The organism is Bradyrhizobium murdochi (assembly GCF_000472965.1).
Classification (GTDB): Bacteria; Pseudomonadota; Alphaproteobacteria; order Rhizobiales; family Xanthobacteraceae; genus Bradyrhizobium; species Bradyrhizobium murdochi.
Window position 1 is genome coordinate 1 of record NZ_AXAU01000020.1, and the last position, 23,200, is coordinate 23,200.

General features: G+C 62.5%; 22 protein-coding genes. 12 read left to right on the forward strand and 10 right to left on the reverse strand.

The features are described from left to right. Window positions 1-405: 405 nt before the first annotated feature. A complete protein-coding gene (locus tag YUO_RS0128950; RefSeq protein WP_028350403.1) occupies window positions 406-597 on the reverse strand; it encodes a hypothetical protein in 192 nt (63 codons plus the stop codon). A 377-nt stretch (window positions 598-974) separates the two neighbouring features. Further along, a complete protein-coding gene (locus YUO_RS0128955) occupies window positions 975-1,976 on the reverse strand; it encodes a glycosyltransferase family 2 protein (RefSeq protein WP_035727917.1) in 1,002 nt (333 codons plus the stop codon). A gap of 352 nt (window positions 1,977-2,328) precedes the next feature. Between YUO_RS0128955 and galE the strand changes: the two genes are divergently transcribed. Beyond that, entirely contained in the window at window positions 2,329-3,339 is a 1,011-nt protein-coding gene (gene galE / locus YUO_RS0128960; RefSeq protein ID WP_028350405.1) for a UDP-glucose 4-epimerase GalE, read from the forward strand. A 33-nt stretch (window positions 3,340-3,372) separates the two neighbouring features. Here the strand turns inward: galE and YUO_RS0128965 are convergent, their stop codons facing one another. Then, window positions 3,373-3,975 carry a 3-keto-disaccharide hydrolase gene (locus YUO_RS0128965; RefSeq protein ID WP_028350406.1) on the reverse strand — a complete coding sequence of 201 codons (603 nt, stop codon included), beginning with the start codon at window positions 3,973-3,975 and terminating at the stop codon, window positions 3,373-3,375. A gap of 218 nt (window positions 3,976-4,193) precedes the next feature. Here YUO_RS0128965 and YUO_RS0128970 point away from each other — a divergent pair, with 218 nt between their 5' ends. From YUO_RS0128970 to YUO_RS0128980, 3 genes are all read left to right on the forward strand, one after another. Then, complete coding sequence (locus tag YUO_RS0128970) at window positions 4,194-4,661, forward strand: cupin domain-containing protein (protein WP_028350407.1); 468 nt, start codon at window positions 4,194-4,196, stop codon at window positions 4,659-4,661. Between the two features lie 88 nt (window positions 4,662-4,749). Further along, window positions 4,750-4,989 (forward strand): DUF2171 domain-containing protein, encoded by a 240-nt coding sequence (locus YUO_RS0128975; RefSeq protein ID WP_028350408.1) that lies wholly within the window; start codon window positions 4,750-4,752, stop codon window positions 4,987-4,989. A 60-nt stretch (window positions 4,990-5,049) separates the two neighbouring features. Next, window positions 5,050-5,394 (forward strand): hypothetical protein, encoded by a 345-nt coding sequence (locus tag YUO_RS0128980; RefSeq protein WP_028350409.1) that lies wholly within the window; start codon window positions 5,050-5,052, stop codon window positions 5,392-5,394. Here YUO_RS0128980 and YUO_RS0128985 read toward each other — a convergent pair. Further along, window positions 5,368-9,456: a sensor domain-containing phosphodiesterase gene (locus YUO_RS0128985; protein ID WP_028350410.1), complete on the reverse strand. Its 4,089-nt coding sequence runs from the start codon at window positions 9,454-9,456 to the stop codon at window positions 5,368-5,370. The two genes, YUO_RS0128980 and YUO_RS0128985, sit on opposite strands and share 27 nt — an antisense overlap. Before the next feature lie 380 nt (window positions 9,457-9,836). Here YUO_RS0128985 and YUO_RS42020 point away from each other — a divergent pair, with 380 nt between their 5' ends. The 5 genes from YUO_RS42020 to YUO_RS0129010 all read left to right on the forward strand — a co-directional run bounded on the left by YUO_RS42020 (window position 9,837) and on the right by YUO_RS0129010 (window position 14,063). Further along, a complete protein-coding gene (locus YUO_RS42020) occupies window positions 9,837-10,925 on the forward strand; it encodes an Ldh family oxidoreductase (RefSeq protein WP_051379701.1) in 1,089 nt (362 codons plus the stop codon). After that, complete coding sequence (locus tag YUO_RS0128995; protein WP_028350411.1) at window positions 10,922-12,289, forward strand: LLM class flavin-dependent oxidoreductase; 1,368 nt, start codon at window positions 10,922-10,924, stop codon at window positions 12,287-12,289. Before YUO_RS42020 ends, YUO_RS0128995 begins: the two co-directional genes overlap by 4 nt. A 14-nt stretch (window positions 12,290-12,303) precedes the next feature. Then, window positions 12,304-13,089 carry a fumarylacetoacetate hydrolase family protein gene (locus tag YUO_RS0129000; protein ID WP_028350412.1) on the forward strand — a complete coding sequence of 262 codons (786 nt, stop codon included), beginning with the start codon at window positions 12,304-12,306 and terminating at the stop codon, window positions 13,087-13,089. An 86-nt stretch (window positions 13,090-13,175) separates the two neighbouring features. Next, on the forward strand, window positions 13,176-13,634 hold the full coding sequence (locus YUO_RS0129005; protein WP_028350413.1) for a carboxymuconolactone decarboxylase family protein: 459 nt from the start codon (window positions 13,176-13,178) through the stop codon (window positions 13,632-13,634). Window positions 13,635-13,649: 15 nt separating this feature from the next. Beyond that, window positions 13,650-14,063, forward strand: coding sequence for a cupin domain-containing protein (locus YUO_RS0129010; RefSeq protein ID WP_035727901.1), 414 nt, complete (start codon window positions 13,650-13,652; stop codon window positions 14,061-14,063). Between the two features lie 178 nt (window positions 14,064-14,241). Here YUO_RS0129010 and YUO_RS0129015 read toward each other — a convergent pair whose 3' ends face one another. The 6 genes from YUO_RS0129015 to YUO_RS42025 all read right to left on the reverse strand — a co-directional run bounded on the left by YUO_RS0129015 (window position 14,242) and on the right by YUO_RS42025 (window position 19,626). Beyond that, a complete protein-coding gene (locus YUO_RS0129015; RefSeq protein ID WP_028350415.1) occupies window positions 14,242-15,099 on the reverse strand; it encodes a D-amino-acid transaminase in 858 nt (285 codons plus the stop codon). A gap of 187 nt (window positions 15,100-15,286) precedes the next feature. Beyond that, entirely contained in the window at window positions 15,287-16,018 is a 732-nt protein-coding gene (locus tag YUO_RS46560; protein WP_028350416.1) for an amino acid ABC transporter ATP-binding protein, read from the reverse strand. Between the two features lie 6 nt (window positions 16,019-16,024). After that, complete coding sequence (locus YUO_RS46565; protein ID WP_028350417.1) at window positions 16,025-16,717, reverse strand: amino acid ABC transporter permease; 693 nt, start codon at window positions 16,715-16,717, stop codon at window positions 16,025-16,027. Between the two features lie 2 nt (window positions 16,718-16,719). Further along, complete coding sequence (locus tag YUO_RS0129030; RefSeq protein ID WP_028350418.1) at window positions 16,720-17,451, reverse strand: amino acid ABC transporter permease; 732 nt, start codon at window positions 17,449-17,451, stop codon at window positions 16,720-16,722. Between the two features lie 227 nt (window positions 17,452-17,678). After that, window positions 17,679-18,590 (reverse strand): amino acid ABC transporter substrate-binding protein, encoded by a 912-nt coding sequence (locus YUO_RS0129035; RefSeq protein WP_028350419.1) that lies wholly within the window; start codon window positions 18,588-18,590, stop codon window positions 17,679-17,681. A gap of 43 nt (window positions 18,591-18,633) precedes the next feature. Next, window positions 18,634-19,626 (reverse strand): LysR family transcriptional regulator, encoded by a 993-nt coding sequence (locus YUO_RS42025; protein ID WP_063830326.1) that lies wholly within the window; start codon window positions 19,624-19,626, stop codon window positions 18,634-18,636. Between the two features lie 428 nt (window positions 19,627-20,054). Between YUO_RS42025 and YUO_RS0129050 the strand changes: the two genes are divergently transcribed. The 3 genes from YUO_RS0129050 to YUO_RS0129060 all read left to right on the forward strand — a co-directional run bounded on the left by YUO_RS0129050 (window position 20,055) and on the right by YUO_RS0129060 (window position 23,199). After that, complete coding sequence (locus YUO_RS0129050) at window positions 20,055-21,314, forward strand: FAD-dependent oxidoreductase (RefSeq protein ID WP_028350421.1); 1,260 nt, start codon at window positions 20,055-20,057, stop codon at window positions 21,312-21,314. Between the two features lie 269 nt (window positions 21,315-21,583). Then, window positions 21,584-22,552 (forward strand): Bug family tripartite tricarboxylate transporter substrate binding protein, encoded by a 969-nt coding sequence (locus YUO_RS0129055; RefSeq protein ID WP_035727903.1) that lies wholly within the window; start codon window positions 21,584-21,586, stop codon window positions 22,550-22,552. 161 nt (window positions 22,553-22,713) lie between these two features. Beyond that, on the forward strand, window positions 22,714-23,199 hold the full coding sequence (locus YUO_RS0129060) for a tripartite tricarboxylate transporter TctB family protein (RefSeq protein WP_028350423.1): 486 nt from the start codon (window positions 22,714-22,716) through the stop codon (window positions 23,197-23,199). The last annotated feature ends 1 nt before the right edge of the window (window position 23,200 follow it).

The window sequence follows — 23,200 nt, forward strand, 5'->3', positions numbered from 1 at the left end:
TCGCAGTTGCCATCGATTGCCACGTCGAGCTTCCGTTTGCCGGTATCGATCCCGGCACAGATTGTGGTACGCTTGGCCATCTTCGTCGACCCTCCCTTGTGATGCGAACCTAAAGTTCGTTCAACCATCCGGGTCCCGATGAAGTGCCGACTGCGATCTTGCTACGTAAGACAGCCCTCTAGGCTTCGGTGGGCATCGATCCGATCAATCGGCGGCCCAGCCCGGGTGGCCACCCAGGCTGGGCCATTCCTCACGGAACGATGCCAGTTTAATCCCTCGCGCTAATACAAGGGTGGGCAAAGGCGCATAGCGCCGTGCCCACCATCACACATGCAGAGATCGGGAATGGTGGGCACGCTTCGCTTAGCCCACCCTACGAAACTTTGCCCACCCTACGAACTGCCACTAATGACGCAGTTGCGGCTTCATAATGGTCTGGCGAACTTCGGCGCCGCAATCGGCGCATTCATAGGTGAAGTCAATCTTGGCCTGGTTCCAATGCGGTTCGACGTCGCGCACATACATTGGAAGCCCGACACACCTCGGACAAAGGACGAAACCTGGCTCAATGCCATCATGATGAATATAGGCTGGCATGTTGGCTCTCCCCACGGCAGCAATTCACGAGTAGCCCATCACCCGAAGCGCAGCATACGCGCGTGCGGCTAAGCCGATCATCAACTCTCGCGAACACACGATGAACGGCTGCATAATCCTGGCACGTGTTGCAGATTTGCACGGCAGTTCCCGTGCGGCAACAATGTGTCAGCTCTTGTCGCGCGACAGTGGCTTGCCGAGCAGGCGCTTCACGTGGAAGTCGAGCGTAATTGCCGGCAGAGAAGTCGAACTAGCGTACGCCGTCCTTGTGCAGGGCTGCCATGGTGCGCTCGATGATTAGCCGGCCCGGCGAACAGCTCGACCATTTCGCTCTATACCGGCGGCGTTGCGGATCTCGGATGCGTCGATGAGCCGGCTCATGAGCCGATCTTCGACGCCTTGTAGGGCTGCGGCTCGAGGCCGAACGCGGCCAGCACGCTGCCGATCGCCACCGTGACGGGATGCATGGCAATGGTCCACTCACGCTCGGTGAAGGCCGCGTGCGTGGCATAGCCGAGCGAAAGCGGCAAGGCTGCCAGCAGTTTGGCCGTCAGCTTCGCCCGCAACCAGAATGTCGGCGTCGCCTTGCGCTGGACGTGATAAATGATGGCCCCGATCTGCAGGCCCCGCATCGCCAGCCATTTCAGCCTGGTCCGGCTTTGCGGCACGGTCTCGCTGATCGCGGCGTCGGCCTCCCAATGAAACCGCAAGCCGAGCCTTTCACAGCGATAGAAGAAATCGGTGTCTCCGCCGCCGAGAAAATTGAAACGGAGGTCGAATGCCGGCATGCCCAATCGATCAAGCACCGCGCGCCGGATCAGGCAATTGCCGCAGCCATGGATCGCCGGCACTGGACCTGAGGCGTCGTAGGCCGGTGCAAAAGCGGGATGGCGCCGCAGCCCACGCTTCCGTTCGTCGTCGAATTCAGGAAATACCGGACCGCCGACGATGTCGGCGCCGGTCGCCTCCGCAGTTCCGACCATCCGCTCCAGCCAGCCCGGCGAAGCGATGTCGTCATCGTCGATCATCAGGAAGCTGGTTGCCAGCGGGAACATCTGCAGCGCCGTCTCGAAGGCGGCATTTATCGCATAGCAATTTCCCTGCCGCGGCTCGATCACGCACAGCCCCGAGAATTTCCCCGACGCGAGGTATTCGGCGGCAACCGGCACGCTCTCGCTCCTCGATGCATCGTTCTCCACCATCACGACGGCGAAGCGGCGGCCGGTGCGCTGAACGGCAAGCGACTGCAGCGTCCGGCGCAGGGATTTGGGACGGCGAAAACAGGGGATACAAACCACCGTTTCGATTCCTGGATCGAGCGCCGGTGAAGCCGCCACCAGCGCACGCAGAGCCCTGACCGCCGGATCAGGCCCGCCCATCCTGATATCGCCGATCGAGCTCTCTGCCATGAAAGTCTGGTCGTTCACGAATATGTCTCATCGTCCCGAAACGGGATTGTCGGATTAATTCCGGGACACTTCCGTCTCGATAAGGCCGCTCGCTCGGGGATTATCCCGTCCTTGCGGACGTAACGCGCACGGCGGTGCAAAAACCGATCCGGCAGAGAAATGTGACGCACCGAATTCCGGCGACGGTTAACGGATGGGGTTAATCCGCGCATCTGGCTGGAGCCGCGCCGCCTGTTCTGGCGCTATTGACCACCAATCCGCGAGCGCTTTATCTGTTGCTGAACAGGAGCCGATCGAGGGACATCGGCGGGACACAAAGCCGATGAACAGCCGTCCAATCATTCTCGTCACCGGCGGTGCGGGCTATATCGGCTCGCATTGCTGCAGGGCGTTGGATCAGGCGGGCTACCAGCCCGTCGTCTACGACAATCTTTCGACCGGCCATCGCAGCTTTGCCGCGGGCACGCTGGTGGTCGGCGACATCGCCGACAAGGCGACTCTGGCGCGGACCTTTGCCGAGCATGACATCGCGGCGGTCATGCACTTCGCCGCGTCGAGCCTGGTCGGCGAATCCGTTGCCGATCCGCAGAAATACTACGTCAATAATCTCGCCGGCACGCTGTCGCTGCTCGAGACCATGCGCGCGGCCGGCTGCAACCGCCTGGTGTTCTCATCGACTGGCGCGGTCTATGGCAACGCCGACAGCAAGGCGCTGCGCGAGGACTATCCCTGCGCGCCGATCAACCCCTACGGCGCCTCGAAATGGATGATCGAGCGCATGCTGGCGGATTATCGCACAGCCTATGGCTTCGGCTCGTTCGCACTGCGCTACTTCAACGCCGCTGGCGCCGACCCTGCCGGCAGTATCGGCGAACTGCGAGAGGTGGAAACCCACCTCATCCCCCGCGCGATGATGGCGTTGCAGGGACACGTGACTGATTTCGCCCTGTTCGGTGACGATTACGACACGCCCGACGGGACGGCGATCCGCGACTACATCCACGTGACCGATCTGGCGGCTGCCCACGTGCTTGCGCTCGAGCTTCTGCTGCAGGGGCATACCGGCGGCGCCTTCAATCTCGGCACCGGCAACGGCTTTTCGGTGCGCGAAATCCTCGCGGCGATCGCCGCCGAGACTGGCCGCGAAGTCCCGCATGTCGTCAAGCCCCGCCGACCAGGCGATCCGACCTATCTGGTCGCCGATCCCTCCGCCGCGCGCGCGACATTGAACTTCCGTCCCGCCCATTCGGATCTGGCCACGATCATCCGTACCGCCTGGGCGTGGCACAAGAAGGCTCACCCGCCGAAGACGGGTACGTCCGGTCGCGAGTGACGCGGGCAACCTCGCAAGAGAGCTCTCAGCGGCCTACAGCGGTTTGATCTGCACCTTGCGGAATTTGATCACGCCAGAGCCGTACTGCAGCGCGAACGGGCCGCTGGCGTGTTTTGAGTCCTGAACATCAACGGTCTTCTGGCCGTTCAGCACGACGACGAGTTGCGAACCCTTGGCCGTGATTTCGTAGGTATTCCACTTGCCGCCAGCCTTCGGCATCGGGTCGACCTTGGCCACATCGACAATTGCGCCGGTGCCGTAGGTCGGGTCGGGCCGCTTGTCGAAGATGTTGACCTCGTAGCAGATCTTGGCGTCGATTTTGGCCGACTGGTCGCAGCGAATGAAAATTCCGCTGTTGGCATCGTCGTCCGCCCAGAACTCGACCTTCATCTCGAAATCCTTGTAGGACTGCTTGCTGACGAGATACGAGGGATCCTTGCCCTCAGCGATCTTGTCTGCGACCAGCGCGCCGTCCTTCATCGCCCAATTGGCTTTGCCGACCTCGGTCCAGTCGCCCATCTTGGTGCCGTCGACAAGTGTCACCCAGCCATCGCTCTGGCCGGACGCGACGCTGGAAAATTGAACGGCGGCCGCACCCATCAACAGGCCGGCCGTAAGTCTCGACAAACGCTTCATGAACATAGCCCTCCCATGCTGCTCTTGGTTGGGCCGGCAACTTAGCATCACAAGGCCGGGCGGAAATCCGTTTTTCATGCTGCAGTTGCGTCATACGCATCGTGCGCATCGCAGCCGGCACGCATGCATGTGCCCACCTTGTCCCACGAGAACGGGAGCGGCTAGCGTGAATGGACCACAGACATGAGCCTCGGCTCACGAGCCGATCGGAGGAATCCATGAAGCTGACAAGCGGGTCTTGGCGATGCCTCGTGATACTGCTGGCGTTCATTGCAATGACGGGCATAACCGTTGCGGCGGAACTCAATCCGGCCGCGGTCGCTTACAAACTGCCGGACCAGATTCCCTGGGGCCCGGTCAATGCGGCCGGCGCGCAAAGCGCCGTCGTGGTCGGCGATCCCGCAAAAGCCGGCTTCTACATGGTCTACAACAAGTGGACCAAGGGCAATCATTTCAGCCGTCCGCACTTCCATCCCAACGATCGCTACATTGTCGTGCTGCAGGGCACGTGGTGGGTCGGCACAGGGCCGAAATTCGATCCGGCCAACACGACGCCGATGCCGGCCGGCAGTTTCGTCACGCATTTTGGCAAGCAGGTGCATTGGGACGGCGCCAAGGATGTAGATGCCGTGCTGCTGATCATGGGCGAAGGTCCGGCGACCTCGACGGCGGCAGAAGAGAGGTGACCCCGGGCCTCGCCGGTCAATTCCCGCGGGCAACTATTTTTGATGCGTCGCGTTTTTATGTTCTCAACCAGCTTTAGGGATGTAGAACATGGTTGTTACCGCGCAGATCAAGGAACACATGGACGTCATCTCGTCGGACAAGAAGACGGTCGGAAAAGTCGATCATCTGGAAGGAATCGACAAGATCAAGCTGACCAAGCAGAGCTCGCCTGATGGCGAGCATCACCACTTCATTCCGGTGTCATGGGTCGATCACGTCGATCAGCACGTGCATCTCAATAAATCGGGCGCGGATGTGACCGCGCACTGGCAGCACGGCCGGCAGTGACCGGCTGACACGCATTGCGCCGCGTGCGGATGTGGATATCATCTGATGACAGGAGATGGGATGCATCCGGCGGCGCGATTGCAGTTCGAACGCTTGATCGGCGAGTATGCACGCTGGCGGGCTGTTCCCGAAGCCGAGCGATCGCCGGCCCCGGCCTGGTGGTGGGGACCGGCGATGGAGCTGCGCAGCGCGCCGCAATCCCTGTCGGCGGAATGGTGTGCCGAGCTTGGCCTGCCCAACCAGGCGACATATGCCGCCGCGGCAGAACTCCTCCTCAAAGCCTTCGCGGGACAGACGACCCTGCCCTGGCCGGACGACTTTCCGCGCAAGGCTGACGCTCCCGACGCAAAGCTCGCGCGCGAGCTGCACCCGCAGCCGTCAGACGACAGTGCGTTCCAACCCTGACCCGGCTTCCGGCTGCAGCGGCGGCGAGGCGAGTCGCGGTTCGGCCCGAAGCAGATCAGCCATCTGCTTCCCAGGCAGCGGTTTTGAGAACAAGTAGCCTTGCATCTCGTCGCAGGCGTGATTGCGCAGGAACGCCTCCTGCTCGACAGTCTCGACACCCTCCGCAATGACGGTCATGCCAAGCGCCTTGCCCATGCTGATGATCGCCTGCGCAATCGCCTGGTCTTCGGAATCGACAGGCAGGTCGCGAATGAAAGAGCGGTCGATCTTGATGGTATCGATCGGGAACTGTTTCATTAGCGACATCGACGAATAGCCGGTTCCGAAATCGTCGATCGCAAGGCGAATGCCGCGGCTCTGGATCGCGTCGAGCACCTTGATCGCGCGCGAGACATTCCGCATCACCATGCTTTCGGTGACTTCAAGCTGCAGCAGCACCGGCGACATGCCGCTTGCCAACAGCGCCTCGTCGACATCGTGCAGCAGATGCGGATCGGCGAATTGTCGCGGCGACAGGTTGACCGCCATTGTCACCGGCCGCAGGCCACGGCGCTGCCAGGCCATGTTCTGCGCGCAGGCTTCCTTGAGCACCCAGCAGCCGATCGGAACGATCAGGCCGGTTTCTTCGGCGAGCGGGATGAATTGTCCGGGGGAGACGGTGCCGAATTCAGGGTGTACCCAGCGCAACAGCGCCTCGACGCCGGTGATCTGGCCGCTCGCCATGTCGATCTTCGGCTGATAATGCAGCGAGAACTGGTCGCGCTCCAGCGCGCGGCGAAGCGCGCTCTCCAACGTCAACCGCTCGATCGACTGCGTCTTGATTTCCCTGGTAAAGAAGCGGAAGCCGTTCTTGCCGTCCTCCTTGGCGAGATACATCGCCATGTCGGCGTTCTTGGTCAGCGTTTGCATGTCGGTGCCATCCGACGGATACATCGCGATCCCGATCGAGGCCGTGGTGTGGCATTCGTGACCGCTGAGCTGAAGCGGCTGGCCCAGTACGGAGAGAAGCTCGCCGGCTATGCGCTCCACCTCGTGACGCTCGGCCGCCTCCTCCAGAATGACCACGAACTCGTCGCCGCCGAGCCGCGCCACGACATCGCTTGAGCGCAGCGCGCGACGTAGCCTGTCGCCGATTTCCACCAGCAGCATGTCGCCGGCGTCATGCCCCAGCGAATCGTTGATGACCTTGAACCTATCGAGGTCGATGAACAGCAGCGCAAACTCCCGCTGGTAGCGCGCAGCGGCGTCGATCGCGCGGCGCAGCATGCCGTTGAACATTTCGCGGTTCGGCAGGTTGGTCAGGCTGTCGTGCGACGCCAGGTACTCGATCCGCTCGTCCGCGCGGGTCTTCTCATCCGCGCGGTCGAAATTCTCCAGCGCAAAGGACACATTGTCGACGAGCCGTTGCAACAACTCAGCAAATTCGGGCGTGAACGTATCCTTCTCGCGCGACATGAACGACATCACTCCGACGGCTTTCCCATGCACCAGCAGGGGGAATGAAGCGCCGGAATTCGTATCATCAAGACGCGCGCTGTGATGAAACGCCTCGGTATTGGGATCCGCGAGGTAATCGTTGATGATGCAGGCCCGCTGCGAACGGATCGCCTGACCGCACAGCCCGCGCCCCTCCGGGTGCGCCTCATTGGCAGATAGCTTTGCCAGGCGCGCGCTGAGGGCAGTCGGACCGGCGGCAGCTACCACGTCGAGACAATCGCTGTCGGGCTTTCTCAACACGATGGAGGTCAAGGTGAACTTGCCGCCGTCGGCCGCGGCCTCGCACACCAGGTCGAACAGTTCCGCCCGCGACGTCGCGCGGATGATCGCCTCATTGGTCGCGCTCAGCGCCGCCAGCATGCGCGTCAGGCGCTCCTTCTGGATTTCTGTCCTCGCCTTGTCGTCGGCGCGGTCGAAATTCTCCAAAGCGAAAGATACGTTGTCGGCCAATCGCTGCAGCAGTTCCGAGAATTCGGGTGTGAAAGTGTCCTTATCCAAGGACATGTAAATCATGACGCCAACCGGCTCGTCATGCACCAAGAGGGGAAAGGCGGCGCCCGACTGAGCGCCATAGCTTCCTACGACGGCTTGGAAGGCGGCAACGCGCTGGTCGCCAACATAATCATTGGTGATGCATGGACGCCTGGTTCGGAACGCCGTTCCGCTGAGCCCCCGTCCCTCGGGACGGGTTTCATCCGTCGACAACCTGACGTGCCGCGTCGTCTCGGCTGCCGGGCCGGAGGCGGCCACGATCCTGAGAAGGTCGCTGTCCGGACTGGCCAGCGCGATGGTGGCCGACGTGAACCTGCCGCCGTCTGCCGCAGCTTCGCACACGAGATCAAAGAGCTCCGTGCGGGACTTGGCCCGCATAATGGCTTCGTTGGTCCTGCTCAAAGCAGCGAACATCCGCGTCAGGCGCTCTTTCTGACTTTCAGTCCTCGCCTTCTCGTCCGCACGGTCGAAATTTTCCAGCGCGAACGAAACGTTCTCCGTGAGCCGCTGCAGCAGTTCGGCAAATTCGGGCGTGAACGTGTCTTTCTCGGATGAGATGAAGAACATCACGCCGACGGGCTGACCGGAAACGAGCAGCGGAAATGCAGCGCCCGACATAGCACCGTCGCTGTGAATGAACTGACGAAATGCCGATCCTCGCGGATCGGCCCGAAAGTCGTTTGCAATGCAAGCTCGCCTGGACCGGAACGCATTGCCGCAGAGACCGCGCCCTTCAGGCAGATCCGCGTTGGTCGAGACCTTGACCCGCCGCATGTTGTTTGCCGTCGGCCCTGCAACGGCCACCAGATCGATATCGTAGCTGTCGGGGCGGGCCAACAGGATACTGGTCGAGTTGAACCGTCCGCCGTTTGCGGCAGCTTCGCACACCAGCTCGAACAGCTCCGTGCGCGATGTTGCACGAACGATAGCTTCGTTGGTGGCGCTGAGCGCCGCCAGCATGCGCGCCAGACGTTGCTTCTGGGCGTCGGCCCGCGCCTTCTCGCTGGCGCGCTCGAAGTTTTCCAGCGCGAAGGAGACGTTTTCCGCAATCCGCGCCATCAGCGCGACGATCTCTTCATCCTCCGCCCACAGCTTTCCGACGAAGAACAGCAGCACGCCGATGCTCTCGTCCGCCTTGATCAGGGGAACGGCGACGCAGGCGGTAACGCCGGTCTCGCGGGCGGCCTGATGCCAGGGCTGCCCCTGCGTCGAATTGAGAATGTCGTTGTTGACGGCCGGCTGCTGTGTCCGGAATGCCTTGCCGCAGACGCCCGTTCCGTACGGGTTGCCCGCGTCGATCGAGAACGGCGCTCGCATGATCTGTTCGACGATTGCGCCTGTCCCGGCGACCGGCTTCAGCCAGATCGAGTCCGGCTCTGCGAGCAGGACCACTGTGGCCGCGGATTTGCCGCTATATACCGCGGCGTCGCAAACACGCTGATAGAGATCCTGTTCGGTCTTGGCGCGAAGAATGGCTTCGTTGGTCGCGCTGATGGCGCCGAACATCCGGTTCAACCGCCGCATCGCACGCTCGCCGTTCTTGCGCGCAGCTTCATGGTCGAAATTGTCGAGCGCAAACGAAATGTTTGCCGACACACGCTCCAGCATCGATACGAGCTGCGCGTCGATCGAGTGCGCCTCGCGCCGCGAGACCAGCAACACGCCGACGCTCTGGCCATTGCAGATCAGCGGCAGCGCTGCCGCGGCGCGCACCTGGTTGGCCTTGGCGCCCTCGCGCCAGGCCAGGGAACGCTGGTCGTTCAGGAAATCATTGCTGACGCATGCGCGCCGGTCACGGAAGGCGGGCCCGGCAACCCCGTTACCCTCTGGCGTACCAGCCACAATCGAAATGTCGATGCTGCGAAGGCGGGGCACGTCTTCGCCGCAGCCGGCGGCAAAGCGCAGGAGATTGGTTTCCCTCTCCAGCAGGAAGACCGAGACAGCCAGGAAGTCGCCGACCGAGAACGCGGCTTCGCAAACCTTCGCATAGAGTTCTTCGGGCGATTTGGCGTACAGAATCGCTTCGTTGGTCGCATTCAACGCCGCGAGTGTGCGCGCGATGTCGGTCTTCACCTTCCCCAAGCTCCCTGCCGGCAGCGCCGGGCTGCCCCTTGTGGATTTTATGCGTGCAACAGGCCTAAATGCGCGTTATTGGCGGCGGGAGTTGCGATTCAGAGTAAACGTCAGACCAACGGTGAACGACGCTGCTCCGGAGAACTACGGCCCATTCACGATTTGTCAGCCATACCGCTGGCGCGCGCCGGCCGGGATGCGGGACCTGCCGCAAGCAATCTTCGAATTTTGCAGGATGAAAATCCTGATACGTGAGGGCCGTGCTGACGGCATGGCTAACAGGATATTTCCACGCTTGCCCTGCCACGGGCGCTTTGAGAGCATGCCGGTACCAAGCGCGACCCGCGGTTCGCGCGGGCACTCAAGGTGAGGAAACTCCCATGCCGATGGTCCAGGCCGACCGTCTCATACGAATCGGCGCGGCCCTGCTTAGGGCTGCCGGTGCGACTGAAGAGGAAGCCAGCGCGGTCGCCGTCGGCTGCGTCAACGCCAACCTCGCCGGCCATGACTCGCACGGCGTGATCGCGATCCCGACCTATATCGACCGCATCAAGGCCGGCCATATCGTACCCGGCGCCAAATGGACCATCGTCCAGGAATCGCCGACTACGACCGTGATCGACGGCCATTGGGGGTTCGGCTTTCACGTCAACGCCAAGGCGATGGCCCTGACGATCGAGAAGGCGAAGACCGCCAATGTCGCCGCCTGCACGGTGTTCCGGCAAAGCCATGTCGGGCGTCTCGCCGCCTATCCGCTGATGGCGATGCGGGCCGGCATGATCGGGATTGCCGCCGCCGATTCCGGCCGCTCGCCGAAGCATGTCGCGCCGTTCGGCGGCCGCGAGGCAAGGCTCGGCACCAACCCGATCTCGATTGCGGTACCGTCGGATCTTGAGGCGCCGTTCTATCTTGACATGGCGACCTCGGCGGTAGCGGCCGGCAAGATCGCACTGTCGGTCGCGCGCGGCGAACCGATTCCCCAAGGCTGGATCATCGACGCCGAGGGACGGCACACCACCGACCCCATCCAGTATCGCAAGGGCGGCGCGCTGCTGCCGCTCGGCGGCAGCGAGGGCTACAAGGGAAGTGGGCTGGCGGCGATGGTGGAAGTGCTCTGCGGCCTGCTCACCGGCCTCGGTTTTGGCGTCGAGCCGACCGGCCGGCACAACGACGGATGTTTCATGGCGGTGTTCAATGTCGCAGCCTTCCGTCCCCTGAAGGATTTCGAGAAGGAGGTCGGCGAGTTCGCGCGTTATCTCAAATCGACGCCGCCGTCGGAAGGCTCGCCCGGCGTGTTCTATCCCGGCGAGCTCGAACATATCCGCGAGCAGCAGCGCAGGCGCGACGGTATCGAGGTCGAGGACGCCACTTGGGAAAAATTGATGGCACTCGCTACCGACTACAAGCTCATCGCTGAGCTCGACCTGAAAATGAAATCCAAACCAGTCCGCACGAGGAGAACGGCATGACACGGCAAATGGCGCTGGTCGGATTTTTGCAGGCGCAGAACTGCACCAACCTGCCGAGTTCATGGCGGCACCCGGAATCGCGCGACGATTCGATGTCGGCCGACTACTACCAGGAGATCGCCCGGATCCTCGAAGCCGGCAAATTCCACATGGCATTCTTCGACGACCGCCTGGCGATGCCGGACCGCTACGGCAACGATCATGCGCACACCGTCGAATACGGTATCCGCTGCGTGAAGATGGACCCACTGATCGTGCTGACCACCATGGGCATGGTCACGACGAAGCTCGGCCTGGGGTCAACCTGCTCGACCACCTATTACGAGCCGTTCGACGTCGCCCGCCGCTTCGCCACGCTCGACCTGATGTCGGGCGGACGCGCCGGCTGGAACGTCGTCACCTCGCTCAACGACGGCGAGGCCCACAACATGGGCAAGGACGCACACCTCGAACATGATCTCCGGTACGATCGCGCCGACGAGTTCATGGAAGTCGTGCTCGGCCATTGGGACACTTGGGAAGACGGCTCCTTGATCATGGACAGGAAGAGCGGCCGCTTCGCCGATCCGGCCAAGGTGAAGCGGCTCGATCACAACGGACAATTCTTCAAGTCGCGCGGGCCGTTCACGGTGCCCCGTTCGCCGCAAGGCCATCCCGTCATCATCCAGGCCGGCGCGTCCGGTCGCGGCCAGCGCTTTGCCGGGCGATGGGGCGAGGTGATCTTCACCGCGGCGCGCAACATGGCCGCCGCCAAGGAAGGCTATGCGGCGGTCCGCAACGAAGCGGTGAAGGCCGGCCGCGATCCCGACCAGATATTCCTCTGCAACCTCACCACCCCCGTCTGCGGCGCGACCAAGGCCGAGGCCGAAGACAAGATGGCTGTCATCAACAAGCTGCCGCTGGAAATCGATGCACTGTCGCTGCTGGCGGAAGCGCTGAACTTCGACTTCGCTGCCAAGCCGCTCGATGAGCCGCTGACATCGGAAGAGCTCAAGAGCATGCAGGGCATCCTCGGCATTCGCGACGGCGTGTTGAAGGCATCAGGCAAGACTAACCCCAGCGCGCGTGATTTCGTCACCTTCTCCGGCCGCGGCCAGGTGCAGGACGCGATCGTCGGCGGCCCGAAGGAGATCGCGGACAAGCTCGAAGAGATGTTCGTCGAGCGCGGCTGCGACGGCTTTGTCATCGCAGCCACCATCGTACCGGGCTCCTACGCCGATTTCGTCAAGCATGTGGTGCCGGAACTGCAGCGCCGCGGACTGTTTCACAACGACTATGCCGGCAAGACCCTGCGCGACAATCTCGGCCTGAAGCGGCCTGCCGCCGGCGCCTGGAAAACTCGGCAGCAGGCCGCCGCCGAATAACAAGAGGGCACTTTATGCGTTGGCTCAAATTCACCGCCGCCGGCGAGACATCCTGGGGCATTGTCGAGGGCGAGCGCGTGATCGCCGTCGATGGCGATCCGTTCGGCGAATGGCAGCGCGGAACGCAGTCGCATGCGCTGAAGGACGTCAAGATCGAGCTGCCGCTGATCCCGCGCACCTTCTATTGCGTCGGGCTGAATTATCTCAAACACCTCAAGGAAGCCGCCGACAAGGCCGGCACGGTGCCGAACGTGCCCGACCGGCCCGAGATCGGCTATCGCGCGCAGAACGCGCTGATCGCCCATGACGAGGATGTGGTGATCCCGGCGAGCGCGACCGAGAAGATTCATTACGAGGGCGAACTGGTGGTCGTCATCGGCAAGAAGGCAAAACACCTCACCGAAGCCAACGCGATGGATTGCGTGTTCGGCTACACGATCGGCAACGACGTCAGCGAGCGCACCTGGCAGAAGGCCGACCGCAGCCTGTGGCGGTCCAAGAATGCCGACACCTTCAAGCCGATGGGCCCGTGGATCGAGACCGACGTCGACCTCGACAGGATGGAAACGGTGATCCGCGTCAACGACACGGAGACCGGGCGCTTTCGCACCAACGACATGATCTTCGGTATCGTGCCGTTCCTCGTCGAACTCTCCAAATATTTCACGCTGTCGCCGGGCGACGTGATCTGGATGGGCACCGACGGCGCATCGCCTGATTTGAAAGCCGGCGATGTCGTCGAGATCGACATCACCGGCATCGGAACGTTGCGGAACAGGTTTGTGAGGGAGAAGGTCTAACGTCGTCAGAAATGAGGGACGGGCAGGCGGTCAGCGTACACTGAAACACCGCTCAAATTGAAAGCGTCCCAGAGAAGGAGAAGCGCATGAAGCCCCGGATGAATTACTACCAGGCCGCGCCAGAGACCATTAAAGCGCTTGTCGCGCTGGAGGCCCAGATCGTCGCTTCAGGTCTCGAGAAGTCGCTGATCGAACTGGTGAAGACACGCGCCTCGCAGATCAACGGCTGCGCGTACTGCATCAACATGCACACCCAGGACGCCCGCAAGCTCGGCGAGACCGAGCAACGGCTGTATCTGTTGAGCGCATGGCACGAGTCGCCGCTCTACACCGACCGTGAACGCGCGGCGTTGGCCTGGACCGACGCGCTGACGCTGATTGCTGAAACGCATGCCCCTGACGATCTCTACGAAGACGTGCGCGCCCACTTCTCGGAAGCGGAGACGGTCAATCTGACCATGCTGATCGGGGCTATCAATGCTTGGAACCGGCTGGCGATCGCTTTTCGCGCGGTGCACCCGGTCAAGAAGGCGGCAGTGGCGTAAAGCGAGGAGGCCAATATGAAATTGACGATGCATCATGTCGCGGTGACGGCCGTGGTTGCGCTGGCAATCGTCGGCATACCCACAGCCCATGCCGAAGGCGACAAGGTAACGCCGGTTCGTTCAGAGAAACTTCCCAACGTGCCCGGCAAGAGCCTAACGGCCGTCGTGGTCAACTACGAGCCGGGCGGCAAGTCGGCCAGCCATCATCACGCCGGCAGCGTGTTCGCCTATGTGCTGTCGGGCAGCATCCGGTCAGAAAATTCGGCGACCGGCCCGGCGCGCGTCTACAAGGCGGGCGAAAGCTTCTTTGAGCCACCCGGCAGCGAGCACCTCGTCAGCGAGAATGCGAGCACAACGGAGCCCGCAAGCCTGCTGGCGGTTTTCGTTGCCGACGATGGCGCACAACTGACGACGTTCGGCAAGAAGTAGAGCGGTGTGAACCGCGCACCCGCGCGCTCCGCTGTCATGCCCCGCCACCGGGTCGCGCGAATGCGCGCCCGATGACAGGCTCCGGCGGGGCATCCAGTACGCGGCCTTTCGGCTCAAACACTGACGTCTCTGGAATACTGGGTCGTCCGGTCAAGCCGGACGACGACATCTTGGGATGCTAAACCGCCGTCGCCTTGGCGAACTCCACATAAATCTCGCGCAGGCGGTTGGTCATGGGGCCGGGCTTGCCGTCGGCGACCTTCTTGCCGTCGATCGACACAACCGCCTGTACGAACAGACTAGCGCTGGTAACGAAGACTTCCTTGGCGGCGAGCGCCTCCTCGATCGAAAACGCCCGCTCCTCGACGCGGAGCTGGCGCTCTTCGGCCAAAGCGACGACGGCCTTGCGGGTGCAGCCGGGCAGGATCTCGCTGCCGTTCTGCCGTGTCACGATCACATCATCCTGGGTCAAGATGAAGCAGGATGATGAGCCGCCCTCGGTCACCTTGCCGTCCTCGATCATCCATGCCTCGCCGGCGCCGGCCACCGCCGCAGCCTGCTTGGCCAACACCTGCGCCAACAGCGCGACGCTCTTGATATCGCGACGGGCCCAGCGCAGGTCCGGCACCGTGATCACGTTGATGCCGGTCTTGGCTGAGGGCGCGTTGATGATGTCCTTGGTTGAGGTGAACATGATCAACGTCGGCTTTACGTTCTTCGGAAACGCAAAATCGCGCCCGGTGTCGGCGCCGCGCGTTACTTCCAGATAAACCATGCCGTTGGCGAGATTGTTGCGCTTAACCAGTTCCTTCTGGATCTCCTCGATGCGCGCCGTGGTCTCCGGCAGCGCCAGCTCGATCTCGCCGACCGAGCGCTCCAACCGCGCCAGGTGCGAGGCGTTGTCGATCAATTTTCCGTCCAGCACGGCGGCGACTTCATAGATGCCGTCGGCAAACAGGAATCCGCGGTCGAGGATCGAGACCTTCGCCTCGGAAAGCGGGACGAACGAGCCGTTGACGTAAGCGATCTGTTCCAAGCGGTTCTCCTGTAGGGAAGGCAAACGGTCGTGACGGACGTTATACGCAAGTCACTAATGATGAGGAACCCTCGCCCGGGTCATTCCGGGGCGATCCGCAGCATCGAACTATAGTGCGCAATTGCGCACCTGAGAATCTCGAGATTCCGGGTCTGGTCCTTCGGACCATCCCGGAATGACGCCCGAACTAATGCGACAGAATCTTCGACAGGAACTTCTGCGCGCGCTCGCTGCGCGGGCTGCCGAAGAAATCCGTCTTCAGCGCGTCCTCGACGATCTCGCCCTTGTCCATGAAGATCACGCGATGCGCGACCTTACTGGCAAAGCCCATTTCGTGGGTGACGACCATCATGGTCATGCCCTCATGGGCGAGATCGACCATCACGTCGAGCACCTCGCTGATCATCTCGGGGTCGAGCGCCGAGGTCGGCTCGTCGAACAGCATCGCGATCGGATCCATGGCAAGCGCCCGCGCGATCGCGACGCGCTGCTGCTGGCCGCCGGATAGTTCAGCCGGATACTTATTTGCATGCACCGTCAACCCGACGCGTTCGAGCAGCTTGTCGCCCTTGGCGACGGCCTCGTCATGCGAGCGGCCCAGTACCTTCTCCTGCGCGAGGCACAAATTCTCGATAATGCGCAAATGCGGAAACAGCTCGAAATGCTGGAACACCATGCCGACGCGCGCGCGCAGTTTCGGCAGATCGGTCTTGGGATCGTTGACCTTGATGCCGTCGAGAATGATCTGGCCTTCCTGGAACGGTTCAAGCGCGTTGACGCATTTGATCAGCGTCGACTTTCCCGAGCCTGACGGGCCGCACACCACCACCACCTCGCCCTTGGCGACGCTGGTGGTGCAGTCCTTCAGCACCTGGAAACTCGGCCCGTACCATTTATTGACGTGGCTGATTTCGATCATGGGCTCTCACCGAACAATAGCAATGCGTGCCTGCAGGCGCCGGACGCCGTAGGACGCGACACAGGAAATCACGAAATAGACCGCGGCCGCGAACAGATACATCTCGACCAGCCGGCCGTCGCGCTGCGCCACCTTGCTGGCGGCACCCAGGAAATCCGGGATCGACAGCACATAGACCAGCGAAGTGTCCTGGAACAGCACGATGGTTTGCGTCAGCAGCACCGGCAGCATGTTCCGGAAGGCCTGCGGCAGCACGATGTAGCGCATGGACTGGCTGTAAGTCAGGCCGAGCGCGCTCGCCGCTGCCGGCTGCCCTTTGGAAATCGACTGGATGCCGGCGCGCATGATCTCGGAGAAATACGCCGCCTCGAACATGATGAAGGTGACGAGAGACGAGGTGAACGCGCCAACGCGAATGGGGCGTGATGCGCCGGTCAGCCACTGGCCGATATAAGGCACCAGGAAGTAGAACCAGAAGATCACCAGCACCAGCGGCAGCGAGCGCATGAAGTCGACATAGAGCCCGGCGACGCGGCCGAGCAACCTGTAGCCGGACAGCCGCATCAGCGCGATCAGCGTACCGAAGATCAGGCCGCCCAGCGCCGACAACCCTGTCAGCATCAGCGTAAAACTCATGCCGTCGAGGAACAGGTAGGGCAGCGAGCGGCGGATGACATCGAAATCGAGATTGTCGAACATCGCTATTTCCCCGTGATATAGCCGGGGATCGCCAGGCTGCGTTCGAGGAAGCGCATGCCGGTGACGACGACGATGTTGATCGCGAGATACATCACGGTCGCGGCGGTGAAGGCCTCGAACACCTGGAACGAGAATTCCTGCATCGCCCGCGCCTGACCGGTCAGTTCGATCAGGCCGATGGTGATCGCGACGGACGTATTCTTGATGGTGTTGAGGAATTCGGACGTGAGGGGCGGCAAGATGATGCGGAACGCCATCGGCAGCAGCACGTAGCGGTAGCCCTGCGCCGTCGTCAGCCCGAGGGCGGTCGCGGCATTCTTCTGTCCGCGCGGCAGCGAGCCAATGCCGGCGGCAAGCTGCACCGCGACACGCGCCGACATGAATAGTCCGACGCCGATCGCCGCCGTCCAGAACGGCGCATTGGGAAGCTGCTTCAGCCAGAGCCCGGCGGCGCGCGGCAGCAGTTCCGGCAACACGAAGAACCAGAGAAAGAGCTGCACCAGCAGCGGCATGTTGCGGAAGAATTCGACATAGCAAAAGCCGATCCAGGACGCGGTTCTCGACGGCAGCGAGCGCAGGATGCCGATGATCGTGCCGAAAATCAGCGCGATGACCCAGGCCAGCAGAGCCGTCTTGATGGTCAGCAGCAGTCCCGCCACCAGCATGTCGAGATAGGTGCCGGCCCCTGTCGGGTTCGGCTCGAAGAAGATGTGCCAGTTCCAGTTATAGTTCACGCTGCACCTTGTCCCCGAAAGTGCCGGTAAAGCTCTTCGTTATGACTGCGTATGCAAATGTCCGGCCATTCTTTCTTTCAAAAAATGGCCGGACTTGCCGGTTGGAAGCCCCTCATCCTGAGGAGCCGCGCATTGCGCGGCGTCTCGAAGGATGAAGGCCCAACTGGGGCCTCATGGGTTCGAGACGGCGCTGGCGCGCCTCCTCACCATGAGGGTCAACGTATCACTTACTTATACGAATCCGGATCCGGCGAGTCCGACGGCTTGGCGAATTCGTTCTTCAGCTCGGCGCTGATCGGCGTGTTGAGGTTCAGCCCCTTGGGCGGGATCTTCTGCGTGAACCACTTGTCGTAGATCTTCTGGCCCTCGCCGCCGGTATAGAGCGCCGCCGTCGCCGCGTCGACCACCTTCTTGAAGGCCGGATCGTCCTTGCGCAGCATGATGCCGTAGGGCTCGGGCTTGGAGAACGCATCCTTGGAGATGACGTAATCGCCCGGCGCCTTCGAGCCGGCAACCAGGCTCGCGAGCAGGATGTCGTCCATCACGAAGGCCACGGCGCGATCGGTCTCGACCATCAGGAATGCCTCGGCGTGATCCTTCGCCGGGATGATGTTGATGTTGAGGTTGCGCGCCGCATTGGCTTCGGTGAGCTGCTTGATGTTGGTGGTGCCAGCGGTCGAGACCACCGGCTTGCCCTTCAGATCATCGATCGAATTGATCTTGCTCGCCTTCTTGGTGACGTAGCGGCTGGCGGTCAGGAAGTGGGTATTGGTGTAGGAAATCTGCTTCTGGCGCTCGACATTGTTCGTGGTCGAGCCGCATTCGAGATCGATCGTGCCGTTGGCCAGCAGCGGGATGCGGGTCGACGACGTCACCGGGTTGAGCTTGACCTCGAGCTTGTCGAGCTTGAGCTCCTTCTTCACGGCATCGACGATCTTGTAGCAGATGTCCATGGCGTAGCCGATCGGCTTCTGGTTGTCGTCGAGATAGGAGAACGGGATCGACGAGTCGCGGTAGCCGAGCGTGATGGCGCCGGTATCCTTGATGTTCTTCAGCGTCCCGGTGAGCTCCTGGGCCGCTGCCGGTCCGGCGCACAACGCACCCGCGACCAGACAGCCGATAATATGACGGTGTTTCACGTAACTTCTCCCTCCAAAGGTTTCAGATGATTGCTCATCCACCCTAACTCAGCAACTTGCCGGGCCGTTTGGCCGGCGGTCTCGAACCTGTCTTGGCAAGATCCTTGGCAAGACCCTTGGCAAGACCGCCTCCGGCGTGCCCGGCACTATGCCTGCACAATTCGGACCAAAACAGATTTAGCGCCCGTTGGCCATCATGCATTCGGCCCCTGAATGCGACTAAAGACAAAGGCAACGCCCATTTGTCGCCGCCGATTTGGACCAGCCGCTTCCGGCCGGAAGCCGCCACGGTGCCCTCCGTTAACCAAGCCACGCCGCGTCCGCTGAGCGCCATCCCGCACAGCACGTCCGACATGTCGCTTTCAATGACCCGCACACCGAAAATGGGGGCGGTCTCCAGGATGAGATCGACCAGCCGGGCGAAATAGACGCCGGGCGAATACATCAAAAGGGGGACCGGATGCGACGCCCGGCCGGGTAGCGACGCGCCGCCCTTCGCCACCAGCGCCTCGCTGGCGTAGGGCCGCAGGAACTCGGTGCCGAGCGTGACGCGTTCGTAGCGGTCCGGATCGAGGTGGATCGGCTGCTGGGCGTGGTGGTAACAGATCATCAGATCGACGTTGTCGGAGACGAGCGAGGTGACGAGATCGTGGATGTTGCCGACCACCACCGAGCAGCTCAAGCGCCGCTCCTGTGACCAGGACTGCCACCAATGCGGCAGCCGGGCGGTGGCCATCGCGAACGGCAGGGCGATGCGGATATGTTCGTTGCGGCGAAGCGGCTTGCCGCCAAGCTCGACGCGGCTGTCGAGCATCTGCCGCAGCAACTCGCCGGCATGCTCGCGAAAGCGCTCGCCCTGCGGCGTGAGCTGCGTCGGGTACACGCTGCGGTCGATCAGGTCGAAACCGAGCCAGGCTTCGAGCGATTTGATCCGTCGGCTGAACGCAGCTTGGGACGTGTTTCGTTTCTCGGCGGCGCGGGTGAAATTGCCGGTCTCGGCCACCATCAGGAAATCCTGAAGCCAGCGAAGCTCCATCAAAGCCCCCGAATTGCAGGCGATAGCCGCGCCGCCACGACGGCCGCCACGATAGCCGTTCCGGGGCAACGCATGGCTGCGGAGGCCAACCGGCGCCGGTTCTCGATAGCAAATGTGAAGCTCCATGCCGGCAAACGTAGCGGGTCGCCACGCGGGCTGACCAATGCAAGCTTTGCATCGCGTCCACCCGCCTCCGCTTTTGCGGCAGTCCCCGTCAATTCTAGCCCGCTCATCTCAGCCGTTCCGCATTCGCCCATGATCGCATCTTCCTTAGCCTGCCACGCCTTCGGCGGCTTATGCAAATTTTGCATCATGCAGACTTGGCCTCAATGGCGGCGTTGGGCGGCCTTAAACCTGGTGGGCAGCAACCCTTAGTCCGATCGATTCTCGCGCTCGATCGGGCGGTCACCAGGATTGAGACCTTCGAAATGAAAATCTGCGTACTGGGCGCCGGCGTCATCGGACTGACGACCGCATGGTGCCTTACTGAGGCCGGGCACGACGTCATCATCGTCGACCGGCATGCCTCCACCGCGAAAGACGCCAGCGCCGCCAATGGCGGCCAGCTCTCCTACGCGTTCGTGGCGCCGCTGGCGTCTCCGGCAACACTCAAAAAGCTGCCGTCGCTGCTGCTGTCGCCGGATTCGCCGATGCGCATCCGCGCCGGCCTCGATCCGGCCTTGATTTCCTGGGGCGCGCGGTTCCTGCTCGCCTGCCGGCCGGCAGCCGTGCGCGAGACCATTGCAGCGCAACTTGCGCTCGCCGCCTTGAGCCGGAGCGAACTGGCGCGGCTGACGCAAAGCCTAATGCTCTCATTCGGATTGCGAACGGCCGGCAAGCTGGTGGTGTTCCGAAGCCGGAACGAGTTCGATGTGGCGCGACGCGCGATCACCACGAAAGCCGGCGAGGACGGCCAACAGGTGTTGACGCCGGCGGAGTGCCTGGCGCTGGAGCCTGCGCTCAGACTTGACGCGCACGAATTCGCGGGCGGCATCTTCACGGCCTCCGAGCAGGTCGGAGATTGCGCAGCCTTTTGCGCAGGACTGACGTTCCGCCTGCGACAGCAACGCAACGTCGAATGGGTACTCGGTACCGAAGTTGCCGGGCCGGTCCGTTCGGGCGGCCGGCTGGTCGCCGTCGACACCGGCAAGGGACATGTGCAGGCGGACCATTTCGTTTTGTGCATGGGCGCGGCATCGGGCGCTTTTGCGAAAGCGTGCGGATTCTACCTGCCGATCTATCCGCTCAAAGGCTACAGCATCACGCTTTCACCGGCACCGGCGGCGCGCCTTCTTCGGCACAGCGTCACGGATATGGAACGCAAGCTGGTGTTGGCGCCGCTCGCGCGCGACGGGCGCACGGCCATACGGGTTGCCGGCATCGCCGATCTCGAAAGCGACACCACGATCGATGCAGGACGCGTCGAAGTCCTGCGCCGCGCCTCCACCGAGCTGCTTGGGATCGACGCAGCCGGCGACATCGAGCCCTGGTGCGGGCTTCGTCCGATGACGCCCGATAGCCGGCCGATCATCGGCTGGTCGCCGCTTGACGGCCTCTTCATCAACTCAGGACACGGTATGCTCGGCTGGACGCTGGCGTGCGGCAGCGCGCGGCTGACGGCGGACTTGATCGGTTGCAAGCCATCGGTCACCGCGACCGGAGCGTTTGCCCTGCGCCGCGCTGCCTAACGAGCGGTGACGTTGCGAACGAGTGGGCCGACAATCCAGGCTGGTTGTTATTGCCCGAATTCGCATGTGCGGCGGCAGCCAAATTCCGTCGTCCGGGATGCCGCGGCAGACCGATTGCCGCTGGCGTCATTTCCAGCTTGTTGCGACGCGGGCGGCGCGAGCCCCCAGCCGCCAACACGCTTTTCTTCCCCGGCGATTTCAGGGATGATCAAGCCCGGGAAGAAACAAGCGGCTCTCGTGTCAAGAGAAGCTGCAGGGGAGTGTTGCATATGTTCAGACGTAGCCATTTGGCGACCGCTATTGCTGCCTTCATGCTGATATCCGCAGCCGCCGGCGCGCAAGAATATCCCACCAAGCCGATTACGCTGATCGTCCCGTGGCCGGCCGGCGGTTCGACCGACATCTCGATGCGCGCGATCGCCGAAAGCGCTTCCAAGGTGCTGGGACAGCCGATCGCGATCGACAACAAGGCTGGCGGTAGCGGCACCGTCGGCCCGGCCACGATGGCGGCAGGCGCCAAGCCAGACGGCTACACCATCGCGCAGATTCCGATCACCGTGTTCCGCCTGCCCCTGATGCAGGAAGTCTCGTGGAATCCGGACAAGGACTTCACCTACATCGTCCACCTCACCGGCTACACGTTCGGCGTTACCACCAGCGCCGAGTCGCCCTTCAAGACGTGGAAGGACGTTGTCGACTACGCCAAGCAGAATCCCGGCAAGGTGACCTATGCGACGCCGGGCGCCGGCACATCGCTGCATATCGGCATGGAGCAGATCGCGTCCATGGCCGGCATCAAGCTCACCCAGGTGCCTTTCAAGGGCGGCGCCGAAACCAACGCCGCGGTGCTCGGACAGCACACCATGCTGCAGGCGGATTCAACGGGATGGCGACCGCTGGTCGACGCCGGCAAGCTGCGGCTTCTGATGGTGTGGACCTCGGCGCGCTCGCCGAATTATCCCGACGTGCCGACGTTGAAGGAGCTCGGCTATCCCATGGTCTATGACTCGCCATTCGGCATCGCCGGACCGAAAGGCATGGACCCGAAGATCGTCGCCAAGCTGCACGATGCCTTCAAGAAGGCACTGGACGATCCGGCCGTGATCGCGACGCTGGCGAAATTCGACATGGTGCCCAGTTACAAGAGCACCGAGGACTACAAGAAGTTCGTCGTCGAGGTCACCGAGTCAGAGCGCAAGGTGGTCGAGAAGCTCGGTCTGGCGAAGAAGACGAACTAGCGTCGGCCGTGTCCCGGACGCGGCGCAGCGCTCTCGGCGCTGCTCCGCAGAGCCGGGACCAACTGCGCCCGCGAACACCACGCCCGTAAACATATGGGCCCCGGCTCTGCGGCGCACCACTTCGTGCTGCGCCGCGTCCGGGGAACGGCTGAAAGAGACAGATGAGCGACCAATCCAACGTCAAATTCCGCCTCAACAATTCCGAGCTGTGGGGCGGACTGATCGGGCTTGCGCTCGGCGGCTACGTTATCTGGTCCGGGCTCAAGCTGAAGCTCGGCACCATCAACGATCCCGGCGCCGGCTTCGTGCTGTTCTATACCGGCATCCTGATGTGCCTGTTTGCTACCTCGATCATCATCGCCGCATTGACCGAGGGCGGGCCGACCTTTGGCTCGCGCTGGGTGAACACGCGCTGGACCAAGCCGCTGCTCGTCATCGTCTGCCTCGTCGCGTTTTCCTTCGCGCTCAACCCGCTCGGCTTCCTATTGTCCTCCATTCCGCTGATGTTGCTGCTGCTACGCGTGGTCGATCCGGTGAGCTGGTCGCTGGCCGTTCCGATTGCCGTGCTGGTTCCGCTGGGCATGTGGTGGATCCTCAAGCGCCTGCTCCTGATCCAGTTGCCATCAGGCATTTTCGAAATCGGTTGAT